Origin of the sequence: Streptomyces sp. NPDC051243, assembly GCF_044455405.1 — a bacterium.
GTDB lineage: Bacteria > Actinomycetota > Actinomycetes > Streptomycetales > Streptomycetaceae > Streptomyces.
The window spans coordinates 1-15,769 of sequence record NZ_JBITES010000016.1 but is presented as its reverse complement, the minus strand read 5'-3'; the positions used below and the strand labels follow the sequence as shown (position 1 = coordinate 15,769).

The window sequence follows — 15,769 nt, the reverse complement described above, 5'->3', positions numbered from 1 at the left end:
GCCGCCCATCCGACTAGGCTCAGAGCAGCAGCCGGACCAAGATCCGGCTCCTGCTCTGCACGTGCTGACACCTTGGAGGCGTACATGGCGGCATGGACGTGGCGGTTCGAGAAGACCGACGGGGCGGAGGTCCAGCCCGCGGTGCAGCCCGAGGAGTTCACCACCCAGGGGGACGCCGAGTCCTGGATCGGCGAGCACTGGAAGGCCCTGCTGGAGGGCGGCGCGGACCAGGTGCGGCTCTTCGAGGACACCACGGAGATCTACGGGCCGATGAGCCTGCACGCCGAGGCGTAGCAACGGTACGGGCGAGGGTCGTTCGGCCCTCGCCCGCCCGCTGCCGTCAGTGCTCACCCAGCGTCACATCCACCGTCTTCTCACTGCCGTCGCGCCGGAAGGTCACCGTCGTCCGGTCACCCGGCTTCTCCGCGGCCAGCGCCTCGGCGAGTGACGTGATCGTCGTGATGTCCGTGTCACCGAGCTTGGTGATGACGTCCCCCGGCTCCAGCCCGGCCTGGTCAGCCGCCCCGCCCGACTGCACCTCCACGACGGCCACGCCCGCGGCCTGGTAGTCGTCGTTCACGACCGTACGGCCCGTGATGCCGAGCGCCGCCCGGCCCGACTCGGTGACCCTGCCGTCCTCGATGATCTGGTCGGCGATCGTCGTCACCGTCGACGCCGGGATCGCGAACCCGATGCCGGGCGCCGCGCCTTCGCCGACGGAGGGGTCGGTGGCGGCGAGGGTCGGGATGCCGATGACCCGGCTGTCGAGGTTCACCAGGGCGCCGCCGCTGTTGCCGGGATTGATGGCGGCCGACGTCTGCACCATGTTGGCGATCGTCGCGCCCGTACCGCCCTGAGTACTGCCCTCGGTGACGGTCCGTCCGGTCGCCGAGACGATGCCCTGGGTCACGCTCGACGACAGCCCGAGCGGTGAGCCCATGGCCAGCACGATCTGACCGACCTCGACCTTCGACGAGTCCCCGAACTGCGCCGCCCTGAGCCCCTTCGGCATCCGGTCCAGCTTGATGACGGCGAGGTCCTGCTGCGGATACGAGGACACCAGCCTGGCGGTGAGCGCGTCCTCGCTGTTGGCGGTCGTCACCCGGAAGGTCCGCTCGTCGCCGACGACATGCGCGTTGGTGACGACATGGCCCTGGTCGTCGTAGACCACGCCGGATCCCAGATCGTTCCTGGCCTGGATCTGCACGACCGACGGCAGTACGTCCTTGATCACCTCCAGGTAGCCGTTCTGGAGGTCGTCGACCGCCGTGACCGCCTTCGGTACGGCGGCCTGCGCGGCCTGCCTGGTCGAGGCTTCCTTCTCGCGCTGCCCGGCTGCGGACGGGGAGTCGGAACACCCCGCGAGGACACCGGGACAGCAGACGAGGACGGCGACCGCGACGGCCGGCCGCTGGGCACGGAAACGGCGAGCAACCATGCCCCGAGTCTCGCCGCGCGGCCCCTGGTCCGGCCTGTGCTGCTCACCCGAACGAGCTCAGCACGGGCTCAGCCGCGCACCCCGCACAGATGCAGCAGCGCCGCGACGCTCCGATACGGATCCGTCTTCCCGGCCCGCTCCTCGACCGCCAGCAACGCCTCGACGTCCGCCGGGATCTCCGCCCCGTCGGCCGCCGTGTCCGTGAACACCCGCACGCCGTACCAGGCGTGCAGCGGTGCCCCGATGCCCGCGAGCGTCGAGGTGAGGTCGGTCAGCCGGTCCGCGCGTACGTCGAGCCCCAGCCGGTTGCGGTAGTGGGTGGTGTCGAAGGCGGCCAGCGCCCCGGTCCAGTCCCCGGCAAGACCCGGCCGCATGGCCAGCGCGTCGCCGTTGCGCACGAGCAGCGACAGCAGGCCGCCCGGGGCGAGCATCCTGGCCAGCCCGGCCAGCAGCGGGTCGGGCTCCTCGATGTACATCAGCACGCCGTGGCACAGCACGACGTCGAAGCTGCCCGGCAGAAAGTGGACGCCCGTGTCGCGTCCGTCCCCCTGGACGATGCGGACCCGCTCCCGGATCCCCTCGGGCTCGCCGGCGAGCTCCTCGCGGGCCGCCGCGATCATCTTCGGGTCCTGCTCCACACCGGTCACCTGGTGCCCGGCGCGGGCCAGCCGCAGCGCCTGCGTGCCCTGGCCCATCCCCACGTCGAGCACCCGCAGCCGCTGCCCGACCGGGAACCGCCCGGCTATCTGCTCGTCGAGCTGCCGGGCCACCAGCTCCTGTCGTACGACATCACGCAGCCCGCCCAGCCTGCTCAGCCAAGCGTCGGCCGCACCCCCGGAGAAAGCAGCAGTGCTCAGGGCCGCTCTCCGCGCTTGACCTGCGGCTTCGGCAGCCGGAGCCGGCGCATCTGGAGGGAGCGCATCAGCGCGTAGGCGACGGCGCCGCGCCTGTTCTCGTCGGGGTGGCGCTCGGCCAGCCGCTTCTTCAGGCGGAAGCCGGTGACGAACGAGTCGAGCACGATCAGCACGATCACGACGAGCCACAGCAGCAGCGCGATGTTCTGCAGCGCCGGCACCTGGACCATGCTCAGCACGAGGATGACCACGGCCATCGGCAGGAAGAACTCCGCGATGTTGAACCGCGAGTCGACGAAGTCGCGCGCGAACTTGCGGACCGGGCCCTTGTCACGGGCGGGCAGATACCGCTCGTCACCCCCGGCCAGCGCCTGGCGCTGCCGCTCCAGGGCGGCCCGGCGCTCCTCGCGCTGCCGCTTGGCGGCGTCCTTGCGCGTCATCGACGTGTTGGCCACGCTCCGACGCTGCGACTGGGCCTCACTGCGCTTGGGCGTGGGGCGGCCCTTCGGGGCCTCGGGGTGACGGGTCTCATTGGAGTCGGTCACCGGCGCCTTGTCGGCGGCCTGGGCCTTCTCATCCTTGGCACGGCTACGGAACACAAAACCCAAGGGTACGGGGTGCCGGGGGTTGGACCCCAGCCCGGCCGGGAACGATCCGGCAACACCAGTCGTCGTACGGGGACAGAGGGGACGATGCAGACGGTTCGTTCGGCGGCCACGGGGGAGGCACTCGGGCGGCACCGGATGGTCACCCATGGGACCACCCGGGAGTCACCTACTCCTTACGCCGGAGCGGGAGCGTGAGCAGTCGTCCTTGGGGATGAGCGCATCCGTCCCCGAACAGTGCGTCAATGGATGCAGGGCCCGTACTGTGGGTTCTGTCGCAGAGCTGGAGCTGGACGTCAGAAGGGGGCGCGCGAAGCCCATGAGCGGTGTCATGAAGCGTATGGGGATGATCTTCCGCGCGAAGGCGAACAAGGCCCTTGACCGGGCCGAGGACCCGCGCGAGACCCTCGATTACTCGTACCAGAAGCAGCTGGAGCTGCTCCAGAAGGTCCGCCGTGGCGTCGCCGACGTCGCCACGTCGCGCAAGCGCCTGGAGCTCCAGCTCAACCAACTCCAGCAGCAGTCGTCCAAGCTGGAGGACCAGGGCCGCAAGGCGCTCGCGCTCGGCCGGGAGGACCTGGCCCGCGAGGCGCTGTCGCGCCGCGCCGCCCTCCAGCAGCAGGTGACGGACCTGGAGACCCAGCACGCGACCCTGCAGGGCGAGGAGGAGAAGCTCACCCTCGCGGCCCAGCGCCTGCAGGCGAAGGTCGACGCCTTCCGCACCAAGAAGGAGACGATCAAGGCCACGTACACCGCGGCCCAGGCCCAGACCCGGATCGGCGAGGCGTTCTCCGGCATCTCCGAGGAGATGGGCGACGTCGGCCTGGCGATCCAGCGGGCCGAGGACAAGACGGCCCAGCTCCAGGCCCGCGCGGGCGCGATCGACGAACTGCTCGCCTCCGGCGCCCTCGACGACCAGTCCGGCATGCACAAGGACGACATCCAGGCCGAGCTGGACCGGCTCTCCGGTGGTACGGATGTAGAGCTGGAACTGCAGCGCATGAAGGCGGAGCTGGCGGGAGGTTCGTCCGGCGGACAGCAGGCCATCGAGGGCGGCAGCGGCCAGTCGCAGTCCCAGCAGCAGCCGCAGGACACCCCGCGCTTCGACAAGCAGTAGAGCAGCAGCCGACGGCCGGGGCTCACGCCGAGGAGGCCGAGATGGGCGACATGATCGTCCGGATCATGGGTGAAGGGCAGGTGAAGCTGTCCGACAGCCACCTGCCCGAGCTGAACAAGCTCGACGACGAGCTCCTGGCGGAGATGGAGAACGGCGACGGCCCCGGCTTCCGCCGCACCCTCGACGCACTCCTGTCCAAGGTCCGCGAACTGGGCGAGCCCCTGCCCGACGACTCCCTGGAACCGTCGGAGCTGATCCTGCCGTCGCCGGACGCGACGTTGGAGGAGGTACGGGAGCTGCTGAGCGACGACGGCTTGATCCCGGGCTGAGCTGGGGTAGCCTCTGGGCGCCGGCCCGCGAAAACCAGCCTGTCTGGGGGTGCCCCTCTGGGGAGTTTGAGGACAAGGCCCCTTCAGGGCCGAAGCAGGGGTCTGGGGGCGGCAGCCCCCAGGGCACGCGCACTGCAACGCCGGGCACACAACGCAAGGAACCTCCAGTTGGCCCCCGTTCCAAGCCCCGCAGGGAACCGCGTCCGGCGGCATCTGCAAGCGCACCCCATGGCGCTGGACGCGGCGCTCGCCCTGGGCGTACTCGCCTGCATGGTGGCCGGCTCGTTCGTGGACCCGCACGGAAAGAACGGCGTGACCTGGGCCCTGCGCACCCCGGACGCGCTCAGCCTCGTACTCATCACCGTCGGCGCCGCGGCCCTGGTCTTCCGTCGCCGCGCCCCCGTGACGGTCCTCGCCCTCACCGGCACCGCCTCCGTCATCGAGTCCGTCACCAGCGACCCCCGGGCCCCCGTCGCCATGTCCGCGGTCATCGCCCTCTACACCGTCGCCTCGACCACCGACCGTCCCACCACCTGGCGCGTCGGCCTGCTCACCATGACCGTCCTGACCGGCTCCGCCATGCTCGCCGGCCCCCTGCCCTGGTACGCCCAGGAGAACCTGGCCATCTTCGCCTGGACCGGCATCGGCGCCACCGCCGGCGACGCCGTCCGCAGCCGCCGCGCCATGGTCGCCGCCATCCGCGAGCGCGCCGAACGAGCCGAGCGCACCCGTGAGGAGGAGGCCCGCCGCCGCGTCGCCGAAGAGCGCCTGCGTATCGCCCGCGACCTGCACGACGTCGTCGCCCACCACATCGCGCTGGTCAACGTCCAGGCCGGAGTCGCCGCGCACGTCATGGACAAGCGCCCCGACCAGGCCAAGGAAGCCCTCGCCCACGTACGCGAAGCCAGCCGCTCGGCGCTCAACGAACTCCGCGCCACCGTCGGCCTGCTCCGCCAGTCCGGCGACCCCGAGGCCCCCACCGAACCCGCCCCCGGCCTGGAGCGCCTCGACGAACTCGCGGGCACCTTCCGCAGTGCCGGCCTCCACGTCGAGGTCGCCCGCGCCGACCAGGGCACCACCCTCCCCGCCGCCGTCGACCTGGCCGCCTACCGCGTCATCCAGGAGGCCCTCACCAATGTGCAGAAGCACGCGGGCCCGGACGCCAAGGCCGAGGTCAGCGTGGTCCGCGTCGGCCCGAACATCGAGATCACCGTCCTCGACGACGGCGCCGGCGAGGACGACACGACCGACGGCGGCGGCCACGGCCTGCTCGGCATGCGCGAGCGCGTCACCGCCCTGCGCGGCACCCTCACCACCGGCCCCCGCTACGGAGGCGGCTTCCGCGTCCATGCGATCCTGCCGGTCAAGAGCCGCACGCGCGCCGCGGAAGACGCCGTATGACGAAGCCGCGGAACTCACCGGCACTGCGCGCGGGTTTCGGTAGGGCGCGGCTGGGGGTGTCGTCGGCACTCCGCGCGGGTTCCGGTTGGGGGTCTCGCGGACACTCCGCGCGGGTTCCCGTAGGACGAAGCCGCGGAACTCGCGCGCACCCCCGGGCGGGGGATCGAATGACCGGCCCCCGCAGCTCGCGCGTACCCCCGGGCGGGGGTTCAGATGACCGGCCCGCGGAACTCGCGCGCACCCCGGGCGGGGGTTCAGATGACCGGCCCGCGGAACTCGCGCGCACCCCGGGCGGGGGATCGAATGACCGGCCCCCGGAACTCGCGCGCACCCCGGGCGGGGGTTCAGATGACCGGCCCCCCGGAACTCGCGCGCACCCCGGGCGGGGGATCGAATGACCGGCCCCCGCAACTCGCGCGCACCCCCGGGCAGGGGCTCAGATGACCGGCCCCCGCAGCTCGCGCGCACCCCCGGCAGGAGCTCCAATGACCGGCCCCCGGAACTCATCCGCACCCCGCGGCAGTTCCCGTATCACGAAGCCATCCGCCTCCTGCCCCGTAGAGGACCCCGCATGACCATCCGTGTCCTGCTCGCCGACGACCAGGCCCTCCTCCGCAGCGCCTTCCGGGTGCTCGTCGACTCCGAGGCCGACATGGAGGTCGTCGCCGAGGCGTCCGACGGGGCGGAGGCGGTTCGGCTGGCCAAGGAGGCGCGGGCGGACGTCGTGCTGATGGACATCCGGATGCCCGGCACCGACGGCCTCGCCGCCACCCGCATGATCAGCGCCGACCCGGCCCTCGCGCACGTCCGCGTGGTCATCCTGACCACCTTCGAGGTCGACGACTACGTCGTGCAGTCGCTGCGCGCCGGCGCCTCCGGCTTCCTCGGCAAGGGCTCCGAACCCGACGAACTCCTCGCCGCGATCCGCGTCGCGGCCGGTGGCGAGGCCCTGCTCTCCCCGGCCGCCACCAAGGGCCTGATCGCCCGTTTCCTCGCCCAGGGCGACGGAGCGGACGACGACCGCGACCCCGCCCGCGCCGAGCGGCTCGACGCGCTGACCGTCCGCGAACGCGAGGTCCTGGTCCAGGTCGCCGGCGGGCACTCCAACGACGAGATCGCCGAACGCCTCGAGGTCAGCCCGCTGACCGTGAAGACGCACGTCAACCGGGCCATGTCCAAGCTCGGCGCCCGCGACCGGGCGCAGCTCGTGGTGATCGCGTACGAATCCGGGCTGGTACGTCCAAGGGTGGAGTGAGCTCCACACCGCGTACTGCGGCCGGAGTATGCGCCGTATAAGGAAATGGACCTGGGGCCTACGAAACCGGCCTCCCCGATGGCTCAGGGTGTAGGGGCGGGCGCTCATCTGTTGCACACACGCGTGCCGGAGGCGCTCCGCCACGTCCGCTGCCCACTTCTGCCGCTCACAGAAGAGAGACCCTGACCCATGTCCTGGCTGTCCAGATTCAGCCTCGCCCAGCGTGCCCTGATAGGCCTGATGTCGATCATCGCGCTCGCCTTCGGCGCGATCGCGATACCTCAGCTCAAGCAGCAGCTGCTGCCCTCCATCGAACTGCCCATGGTCTCCGTGCTCGCCCCGTACCAGGGCGCGTCGCCGGACGTGGTCGAGAAGCAGGTCGTCGAGCCGATCGAGGACAGCCTCGAAGCCGTCGACGGCATCACCGGCGTCACCTCCACGGCCAGCGAGGGCAACGCCCTGATCATGGCGTCCTTCGAGTACGGCCCCGACAACAAGCAGCTCGTCGCCGACGTCCAGCAGGCCGTCAACCGGGCCCGCGTGCAACTGCCGAACGACGTGGATCCGCAGGTCATCGCCGGTTCCACGGACGACATCCCGACCGTCGTCCTCGCCGTCACCTCCGGTCAGGACCAGCAGGCCCTGGCCGACCGGCTCGACCGGACCGTCGTGCCGGACCTGAAGGACATCGACGGCGTCGGCCAGGTCACCGTCGACGGCGTACGGGACCTCCAGGTCACCGTGACCCCCGACGACGCGAAGCTGGCGAAGGCGGGCCTGACCTCGGCTGGCATCTCCCAGGCGCTGCAGGCGGGCGGCGCCACCGTCCCGGCGGGCTCCTTCGACGAGGGCGGCGACAACCGCACGGTCCAGGTGGGCGGCGGCTTCACCTCGATCCAGCAGATCGAGGACCTCATGGTCACCGGCGAGGCCACGTCCGGCAAGAAGCCGGTCCGCCTCGGTGACGTGGCCGACGTCAAGCAGGAGCAGGCCCCGGCCGACTCCATCACCCGCACCGACGGCAAGCCGTCCCTCGCCGTCGCGGTCACCATGGACCGCGACGGCAGCGCGGTCGCCATCTCCGACGCCGTCGAGGACAAGCTCCCGGAGATGCGCAAGGACCTCGGCTCGGACGCCACCATCACCGTGGTCAGCGACCAGGGACCGGCGGTGAAGAAGTCCATCGACGGCCTGACGACCGAGGGCGCCCTCGGCCTCCTCTTCGCGGTGCTCGTCATCCTGGTCTTCCTGGCGTCGATCCGCTCGACGCTGGTGACGGCGGTGAGCATCCCGCTCTCCGTCGTGCTGGCCCTGATCGTCCTGTGGACGAGGGACCTGTCCCTCAACATGCTGACGCTCGGCGCGCTCACCATCGCCATCGGCCGGGTCGTCGACGACTCGATCGTGGTCCTGGAGAACATCAAGCGGCACCTCGGCTATGGCGAGGAGCGCCAGGAGGCCATCCTCAAGGCGGTCCGCGAGGTCGCCGGCGCGGTGACCTCCTCGACGCTCACCACGGTGGCCGTGTTCCTGCCGATCGGCCTGGTCGGCGGCATGGTGGGCGAGCTGTTCGGCTCGTTCAGCCTGACCGTGACGGCCGCGCTCCTGGCGTCGCTGCTGGTCTCGCTGACGGTCGTCCCGGTCCTGTCGTACTGGTTCCTGCGCGCCCCGAAGGGCACCCCGGCAGACGCCGAGGAAGCGCGCCGGGTGGCGGAGGAGAAGGAGGCCAGGAGCCGGCTCCAGCGCCTCTACGTCCCCGTCCTGCGGTTCGCGACGCGCCGCCGTCTGACCAGCGTGCTGCTCGCGATCGTCGTCCTCGTCGGCACGTTCGGCATGGCCCCGCTGCTGAAGACGAACTTCTTCGACCAGGGCGAGCAGGAAGTCCTCACCGTCAAGCAGGAGTTGAAGCCCGGCACCAGCCTGGCGGCGACCGACGAGCAGGCGAAGAAGGTCGAGAAGCTGCTCGCCGGCATCAAGGGCGTCAAGGACTACCAGGTCACCGTCGGCTCGTCCGGCTTCATGGCGGCCTTCGGCGGCGGCACCGACACCAACCAGGCGTCGTACCAGGTGATGCTGGAGGACTCGGCGTCGTTCGAGGACGTACAGGACCGCATCGAGGCGGGCCTGAAGACCCTCGACGGCATCGGTACGACGACCATCGCGGCCGGTGACGGCTTCGGCGCCCAGGACCTGAGCGTGGTCGTGAAGGCGGCCGACGCCGAGGTCCTGCGCAAGGCGGCGGAGCAGGTACGGGAGGCCGTGGCGGGCCTGGACGACGTCACGGACGTCACCAGCGACCTGTCCCAGAGCGTGCCGCGTATCTCGGTCAAGGCCAACGACAAGGCGGCCGCGGCCGGCTTCGACGACCAGACCCTCGGCATGGCGGTGGCCCAGGCGGTGCGCGGCAACACGGCCGCCCAGGCGATCCTCGACGACACCGAGCGGGACGTCGTCATCAAGTCGGCCAAGCCGGCGAAGACCCTGAAGCAGCTTCAGGACCTGCGCCTCGGCCCGGTGAAGCTGGGTGACATCGCGGACGTGAAGCTGGTGGACGGCCCCGTCGCGATGACCCGGATCGACGGCCAGCGCGCCGCCACGATCACCGCCAAGCCGACCGGCGACAACACCGGTGCGGTGAGCGCGGACCTCCAGTCCAAGATCAACGGGCTGACGCTTCCGGCGGGCGCGACCGCCTCGATCGGCGGCGTCTCCCAGGACCAGGACGAGGCGTTCGCCAACCTGGGCCTGGCGATGCTGGCGGCGATCGCGATCGTCTTCATGCTGCTGGTGGCGACCTTCCGTTCGCTGGTCCAGCCGCTGATCCTGCTCGTCTCGATCCCGTTCGCGGCGACCGGCGCGATCGGCCTCCTGGTGGCGACCGGCACCCCGATGGGTGTCCCCGCGATGATCGGCATGCTGATGCTGATCGGCATCGTGGTGACGAACGCGATCGTGCTGATCGACCTGATCAACCAGTACCGGAAGCAGGGTTACGGCGTCGTGGAGGCGGTCGTCGAGGGCGGCCGCCACCGCCTCCGCCCCATCCTGATGACGGCACTGGCGACGATCTTCGCCCTCCTCCCCATGGCCCTGGGCGTCACCGGCGAGGGCGGCTTCATCGCCCAGCCGCTGGCGGTGGTGGTGATCGGCGGATTGATCACGTCCACGCTGCTGACGCTGCTGCTCGTGCCGACGCTGTACGCGATGGTGGAGCTTCGTAAGGAGCGGCGGGCGAAGAAGCGGGCGGCGAAGCGGGCGAAGAAGGCGGGCACCCCCGCCCGGCCGACGTCGGCTTCGGACGAGCCGGAGCCGGCCGGGGTCTGACCTTTGCCGGATGACCGAGACCCGTAGAGCCGAAGGGCCCGTCCCAGGAGAAGACCTGGGACGGGCCCTTTGGCCGTTACCTGGATCAGCCCTTGAGAACCGTGACGAACGCGGTCCAGGACGCGGCCGGGACGATGAGTGCCGGGCCGTGAGGGTTCTTGCTGTCTCGGACGGGGACGACGCCGGGGAAATCCTCGGTGATTTCGACGCAGGCCCCCCCGTTGGCGTTGCTGTAGCTGCTCCGGCGCCACCGGGCGGAGCTCAGCTCGGGGGTGTGTCGCATGGCTTGTAGTCCTCCATCGCCTGTCGAATCAGCTCCGCCGAGGCGGCCGGCGGGAGGGCCTTGGCGCGGAGGATCGTCTCGAAGTAGGCCGACCAGTCCTCACGGGACTTGGCTTGGAGTAAGGCCTGCTCGACTTCGGTGGGAGGCGTCTAGGCAGACGGTACGGAGGGCCCGAAACATGCGGGTGGCGGCCCGAACGACACTACTTACCTATCAGGTTTTAGGAAACTGAAGAGCATCTCTGGACTTTTCTACGACCTTCACCATGCCGTAGCCCTGACTGCATGTCTAGTTCTTTCCATGATTGGCGATGCGCGGACCGTTTCGCGGGTCAGGGGTCAGATGCTGTTTGGCGGTGCGGCGGCTCCGTTAAAGCCTCATCAAAGCCCGGGCGGGTGAGCGGGAGTACCTTCCGTCAAGCATGAGCCGGATTTCAACGCGTACCGCAACAAGGGCACAGCGAGAGGTGAGTCGGAGCACGGAATTACTGAAACTCCCGCCGCTTTTTATTCGTATTGACTTTGGAAGGATCCCGGTACGTTTCTGGAACTGGCAAAATGGGTTCATGTTGAATTTGTGATGACTTGGCTCATGTTTGAAAACTGTTCCCTGCTGCTTGCGAGGATAGTTTGGAATCTTGCCCTTTCTGTGCCATCGGGAAACCTCTTGGCGGGCCATTTCGCTCCAGTTCTTGAGAGGATGCTGATGAGTTCGCGGACTCCGTCAGGATCTTCCGGTAGAATCTTGTCGACTCCTTCAATGAAAAGCAGATACTGATTAGCTGGCAGCCAGTTCAGGTCGCGAAGGCAGTCGTTCAGTGCTGGGAAGTTCCATCCGAAATAGTCGGGCAGCTTGAAGCCGTCATAAAATTGTTGAAATAGTCCGTCGAGATCCCTCATCTCGCTGCCGTCCAGCCAGGCTGTAAATGTCAATCCCGGCATAGGGAGCAGGATTCCGGCTTGGAGTCTAGTGTCTGACTCCACGAGGTGAAGCCAGGGCTTTACAGGATGCCAGGCCCCTTCTCTGATCACCACTTCGGACCCTCCACGACAATATAGGTCTGATAATGTGTCGGACTGTAGTAGATGGACCCGTCGCTTCCCCAAACGGTTCTCTCCCCGCCCGGCTTTGGGTTGTCCTTTGCTGCGGGAGTCCCATACTCCTTATATGTTATTGGATTTCCTGACGGGTCATGCGTCGGGAGAACGTGAGCGCCGTTCCTTCCACTGTTATTGAAAGGTTCCAGGCTCCAGTTCGGGCCATGCCATTGTGTGCCCCAACCTGTCGCATCAAGCCCATATTTCTTGACATCAGCGACGGCCTGCAAGGTCTCATCCGGGACTTTTGTCGGAATCCAGCCACTCAGCTTACTCGTATCGCCAAGCGTAGTTCCCGCCTTGGGGGCCGCAGAGTATGGGGAAAGACCGAGGGGTCGGTCCAGGTGTGAGGATTCTGGACGTACGTGGTGGGGTTGTCCGCTGGGGTCAGGCCAAGTGGGTCAGGGCTGATATAGCGGGCGTTTTCGGGGTCGTAGTGGCGGTGGAAGTTGTGGTGGAGTCCGGTTTCGGGGTCGTGGTACTGGCCGGGGAAGCGCAGGGGTGTGTAGGCGGTGGCGGTGCGGTTCCAGGTGGTGCTACCCCAGAGGGTGGTGTGGGTGCGCCAGGCGATGTGGCCGTGTTCGTCGACGAGTTCGGTGGGGGTACCGACGAGGTCAGTGACGATGACGTAGAAGCGCTGGTCGATCTCGTCCTGGGGCACGTCGGCCAGTGTCTTGCGTTCGGTCTGGGTCAGGGGATGCAGGCCTTGGTGGTCCCAGGTGAGGGTGACGGCGGGCTGGGGGGTGCCGGGAGTGTGCGTGGTCTGTTCGGTGAGGGTGGTGCCGTCCCAGGCGAAGTCCACTTGCTCCGCGACCGTTTCGCCGTCGGTGGCGATGCGTTGTTTGGTGATGCGGCGGCCCAGAGGGTCATAGCGGTAGCGCCATGTCGTGCCGTCGGGGGTGATCACGGACGTCAGGCGGTCTTCGGCGTCCCAGGTGTAGCGCCAGGTGTCCGGTTTGCGGGACAGGCGAGTTTTCTGCCGCAGGATGATACGGCCCGCTGCGTCGTGTTCGTAGCGGACGTTGCCCGCGCGGGTGATGCGGGTGCCGACGTAGGTGCGGTCGCCGGTGGCTTCCTGGCCTGGCATGGAGCTCGGCCAGGTGGCGTGGACCTGGTTGCCTGCTGTGTCGTAGGCGTAGGACTCCGTCCAGTTCGCGGCGTGGACCGCTGTGACCCGGCCTGCGGTATCGAGGTCGAAGCGGCGCGCGCCGTTGAGGTGGTCGTCGATGGCCGTCAGGTTGCCGTCGGCGCGGTAGGTGTAGGCGCGGTGCTGGAGGAGTTGGTTTGCGGGGCCGGTGAGTTCCTGTTTCGTCAGGCGGCCCAGGGGGTCGAAGGCGTTGGTGAGGGTGAGGGTGTCGCCGATGCGGCGGGCGGTTTCGCGGCCGACGGCGTCGTGGGTGAAGGCGAGGGTGCGGCCGCAGGTGGTCAGTTCGGTGCGGTTGCCGGCCGCGTCGTACGCCCATGTGCTGGTCGCGCCGGTCGGTGTGGTTCGGCTGGTGCGGCGGCCCAACGTGTCGTACGCGTAGGTGAGCGTGCGGCCGTTGACCGTCTCGGATACCAGGCGGCCCATCCCATCCCGCTGCGACGTCAGGACCGCGTCCGGGCTGGTTGCCTGAGCCAGGCCGCCCATCGCGTCGTACGAGTACGTGGTGACCGCTCCGGCCGCGTCCTTCCTCACCACGCGGCCCAGGAGGTCCCTTTCGAAGCGGATCGTCTGGCCGGAGGCCGTGGTGCTGGCGGTCAGTTGACCTGCTGTGTCGTGTTCGTACTTCAGTTGACGGTCGTCGAAGTCCGTCTCCGCTATCAGGCGGCCGGCCGCGTCGTACTCGTAGCTCCAGGTCAGGCCCTGCGGGTTCGTGACCTTCGTCAGGTTTAGTTCGGTGTCGTGGTCGAACTCGTAGCGGACGCCGTCCGGGCCCGTGCGGGCCGACATCAGGTCGAAGTGGGTGTATTCGTAGTGGGAGACGGCGCCCATGGCGTCGGTGTGGCTGGTGCAGTTGCCTTCGCCGTCGTAGGTCCAGGATTCCGTGGTGCCGTCGGGGGCCGTGCGGCGGGAGGGGCGGCCCTCGACCGTCCATTCCAGGCGGGTCACCGCGCCTGTCGGGTCCGTGATTGTTACAGGGCGGCCGAAAGTGTCTCGTTCGTAGCGGGTCACCGCGCCCAGCGGGTCCGTGATCTCCAGGGGGAGGCCTGCCGGGTTGCAGTGGACCGTGGTTGTTGCGCCTGTCGCGTCCGTGACCGTCGCCAGGTGGCCGCGGTCGTCGTACGTGAAGTGGGTCGTGGTCCCGGATGCGTCCGTTACGGCCGTGCGGTTGCCGAACTCGTCGAACTGCTGGGTGACGTGCGTGCCGTCGGGGTCGGCTATCGAGACGGGCAGGCCCTGGTCGTTGTAGCCGATGCTGGTGTAGCGGCCGTCGGGGCGGACGGCCAGCACTGTGCGGCCTGCCTCGTCGTATGCGTAGCTGAGCGTGCGGCCCAGGGGGTCCGTGATCGTCAGCGGCCGGTCGTAGTGGTCGTACGTGGTGTGGGTCGTGGCGCCGTCGGGGCCGGTCTCGGCGATCACCTGGAGGTCGCTGTTGACCTGGTAGTGGGTGCTGTGGCCCAGGGAGTTGGTCGCGGTGATCGTGCGGTGGCCGGTGGCCGGGTCGATCTCGCCGTAGGTGAAGGTGTTGCGCAGGTGGCCTGCGTCGCCCGTCTGGGAGGTGCAGCGGCCCTCGTCGTCGTAGACGTAGTGGTAGGACGAGTTGTTGGTGTCGGTCCAGGCGGTTATGCGGCCCAGACCGTCGTTGGTGAAGCGGGTCGGGAGGCCGGAGGAGTTGGTCACTGACGCCAGGTGGCCCTGGTCGTCGTAGCCGAAGCGGACCAGTTCGATGTCGCCGCCGGCGGCAGCCCCGTCGCCAGCCGTGTCGGCCAGGCGCAGGGCGGTTATTCGGTCCCCGGTCGTCTCGATCCTGAGGTGGTAGCCCGCCGAGTGCACGATCGCCGTCGGGGCGCCGCCCTCGTGGTCGTACTCGAAGGTGAGCCACTGGCCGGAGCGGTCGGTGATCTGTTCCAGCAGGGCGATGCCGTTGCCGTCGCCGCCCGGGGCCGCGAAGTACCAGGTGCGGCCGGAGGCGGGGTCGGTGACGGTGTAGTCGCCGTAGGCGTCGATGGTCAGGGGGTAGGGGGCGCCGGCCAGGGGCAGGGTGGGGACGCCGGGTGCGGGGTGCGGGTAGGCCAGGAGCGAGCCGTCCTCGCGGATGCAGATGACGCCCAGGCAGAGTCACGTCGGTCTGCGGCAGTGACATCCGGCCGGTGGCCATGTCGATGGGATCGCCGCCGAACAGCTTGCACCACAGTTGCCTGGCGGTGTTGCGGATCGATGAGGTCACACCATCGCGGGCCGCTCCCGTCGCCGCGCCCTTGGCAGCCCCCCGCGCCGCACCACGCGCCGCACCCGTGGCGCCCTTGCCGCCGATCAGGTTCGAGGCGAGGTAGCCCATCGCGTCGGCCGGGTCGTCGCCCCAGCCGGTGCCGATGATGGCCTTGGGCAGGCGTTCGGGATGGGCGGCGGTGCTCACCAGGCCGGCCAGCACCATGTTGGCGTTCTTCTCGTACTCGCCGGGGTGGGTGAGGTTGTACGGGTCATACGGGTTGACCATGCGGACCAGCTGCACCGCGTCCGCGGCGCCCTTGAGGAAACCACCCACGACGTGGGCTTGGTTCAGCGTGGTGCTCACGACGGCGTCCACGACGTCGGCCTTCAGCCGTTCGGTGAACTCCGGCTTCGGCGGGGCCGTCTCCAGGGCGTCGGCCACCTTGCGCTGCGCGTCGCGGGCGGCATCGGTGCGCTGGCGGCGCGCCTCGGCCAGGATCTCCTCGGCGTCCCGCCGGCCCGCCTCACCCGGGTCGACGAACGCGCCCGGCTCAGTCGGTTTCGGTCCCGGGTCGCGTCCCGCCGTAGCGGCGGCGTTGTACTGGTCAGCGGCCTGGTTGTACGCCTTCACCCGGGCGTTGTGCGCGTCCGTCGCCTTCTGAGAGGTCTCCTGGGCGCGGCGATAGGTGTCGATCGCCAACTGCGCCTGCT

11 protein-coding genes and 1 pseudogene are annotated in these 15,769 nt (G+C 69.2%); 6 read left to right on the top strand and 6 right to left on the bottom strand.

What is annotated here, in order from left to right; genetic code table 11:
- The first annotated feature begins 84 nt into the window (after positions 1-84).
- Positions 85-294, top strand: coding sequence for a hypothetical protein (locus ACIBAG_RS34340; protein WP_399110608.1), 210 nt, complete (start codon positions 85-87; stop codon positions 292-294).
- Between the two features lie 46 nt (positions 295-340).
- Here ACIBAG_RS34340 and ACIBAG_RS34335 read toward each other — a convergent pair whose 3' ends face one another.
- The 3 genes from ACIBAG_RS34335 to ACIBAG_RS34325 form a co-directional block, all read right to left on the bottom strand.
- Positions 341-1,438, bottom strand: a complete 1,098-nt coding sequence (locus ACIBAG_RS34335; RefSeq protein ID WP_399110606.1) for a S1C family serine protease — start codon at positions 1,436-1,438, stop codon at positions 341-343.
- A gap of 68 nt (positions 1,439-1,506) precedes the next feature.
- Entirely contained in the window at positions 1,507-2,208 is a 702-nt protein-coding gene (locus ACIBAG_RS34330) for a class I SAM-dependent methyltransferase (RefSeq protein ID WP_399110605.1), read from the bottom strand.
- Positions 2,209-2,291: 83 nt separating this feature from the next.
- Complete coding sequence (locus ACIBAG_RS34325) at positions 2,292-2,930, bottom strand: DUF3043 domain-containing protein (RefSeq protein ID WP_399110923.1); 639 nt, start codon at positions 2,928-2,930, stop codon at positions 2,292-2,294.
- A 307-nt stretch (positions 2,931-3,237) separates the two neighbouring features.
- Here ACIBAG_RS34325 and ACIBAG_RS34320 point away from each other — a divergent pair, with 307 nt between their 5' ends.
- The 5 genes from ACIBAG_RS34320 to ACIBAG_RS34300 all read left to right on the top strand — a co-directional run bounded on the left by ACIBAG_RS34320 (position 3,238) and on the right by ACIBAG_RS34300 (position 10,323).
- Positions 3,238-4,014 carry a PspA/IM30 family protein gene (locus tag ACIBAG_RS34320; protein ID WP_399110922.1) on the top strand — a complete coding sequence of 259 codons (777 nt, stop codon included), beginning with the start codon at positions 3,238-3,240 and terminating at the stop codon, positions 4,012-4,014.
- Positions 4,015-4,064: 50 nt separating this feature from the next.
- Entirely contained in the window at positions 4,065-4,343 is a 279-nt protein-coding gene (locus ACIBAG_RS34315; protein WP_399110920.1) for a hypothetical protein, read from the top strand.
- A 228-nt stretch (positions 4,344-4,571) separates the two neighbouring features.
- A complete protein-coding gene (locus tag ACIBAG_RS34310) occupies positions 4,572-5,744 on the top strand; it encodes a sensor histidine kinase (protein ID WP_399110603.1) in 1,173 nt (390 codons plus the stop codon).
- 571 nt (positions 5,745-6,315) lie between these two features.
- Positions 6,316-6,999, top strand: coding sequence for a response regulator (locus ACIBAG_RS34305; protein ID WP_399110602.1), 684 nt, complete (start codon positions 6,316-6,318; stop codon positions 6,997-6,999).
- A gap of 189 nt (positions 7,000-7,188) precedes the next feature.
- The gene (locus ACIBAG_RS34300; RefSeq protein WP_399110600.1) at positions 7,189-10,323 is read left to right on the top strand and encodes an efflux RND transporter permease subunit; all 3,135 of its coding nucleotides are present in this window, start codon (positions 7,189-7,191) and stop codon (positions 10,321-10,323) included.
- Between the two features lie 85 nt (positions 10,324-10,408).
- Here the strand turns inward: ACIBAG_RS34300 and ACIBAG_RS34295 are convergent, their stop codons facing one another.
- From ACIBAG_RS34295 to ACIBAG_RS34285, 3 genes and pseudogenes are all read right to left on the bottom strand, one after another.
- Complete coding sequence (locus tag ACIBAG_RS34295; protein ID WP_399110598.1) at positions 10,409-10,606, bottom strand: DUF397 domain-containing protein; 198 nt, start codon at positions 10,604-10,606, stop codon at positions 10,409-10,411.
- A 563-nt stretch (positions 10,607-11,169) separates the two neighbouring features.
- Positions 11,170-11,640, bottom strand: a complete 471-nt coding sequence (locus tag ACIBAG_RS34290) for a barstar family protein (protein ID WP_399110596.1) — start codon at positions 11,638-11,640, stop codon at positions 11,170-11,172.
- A gap of 394 nt (positions 11,641-12,034) precedes the next feature.
- Positions 12,035-15,769, bottom strand: a pseudogene (locus ACIBAG_RS34285) (putative T7SS-secreted protein); the annotation flags it as partial.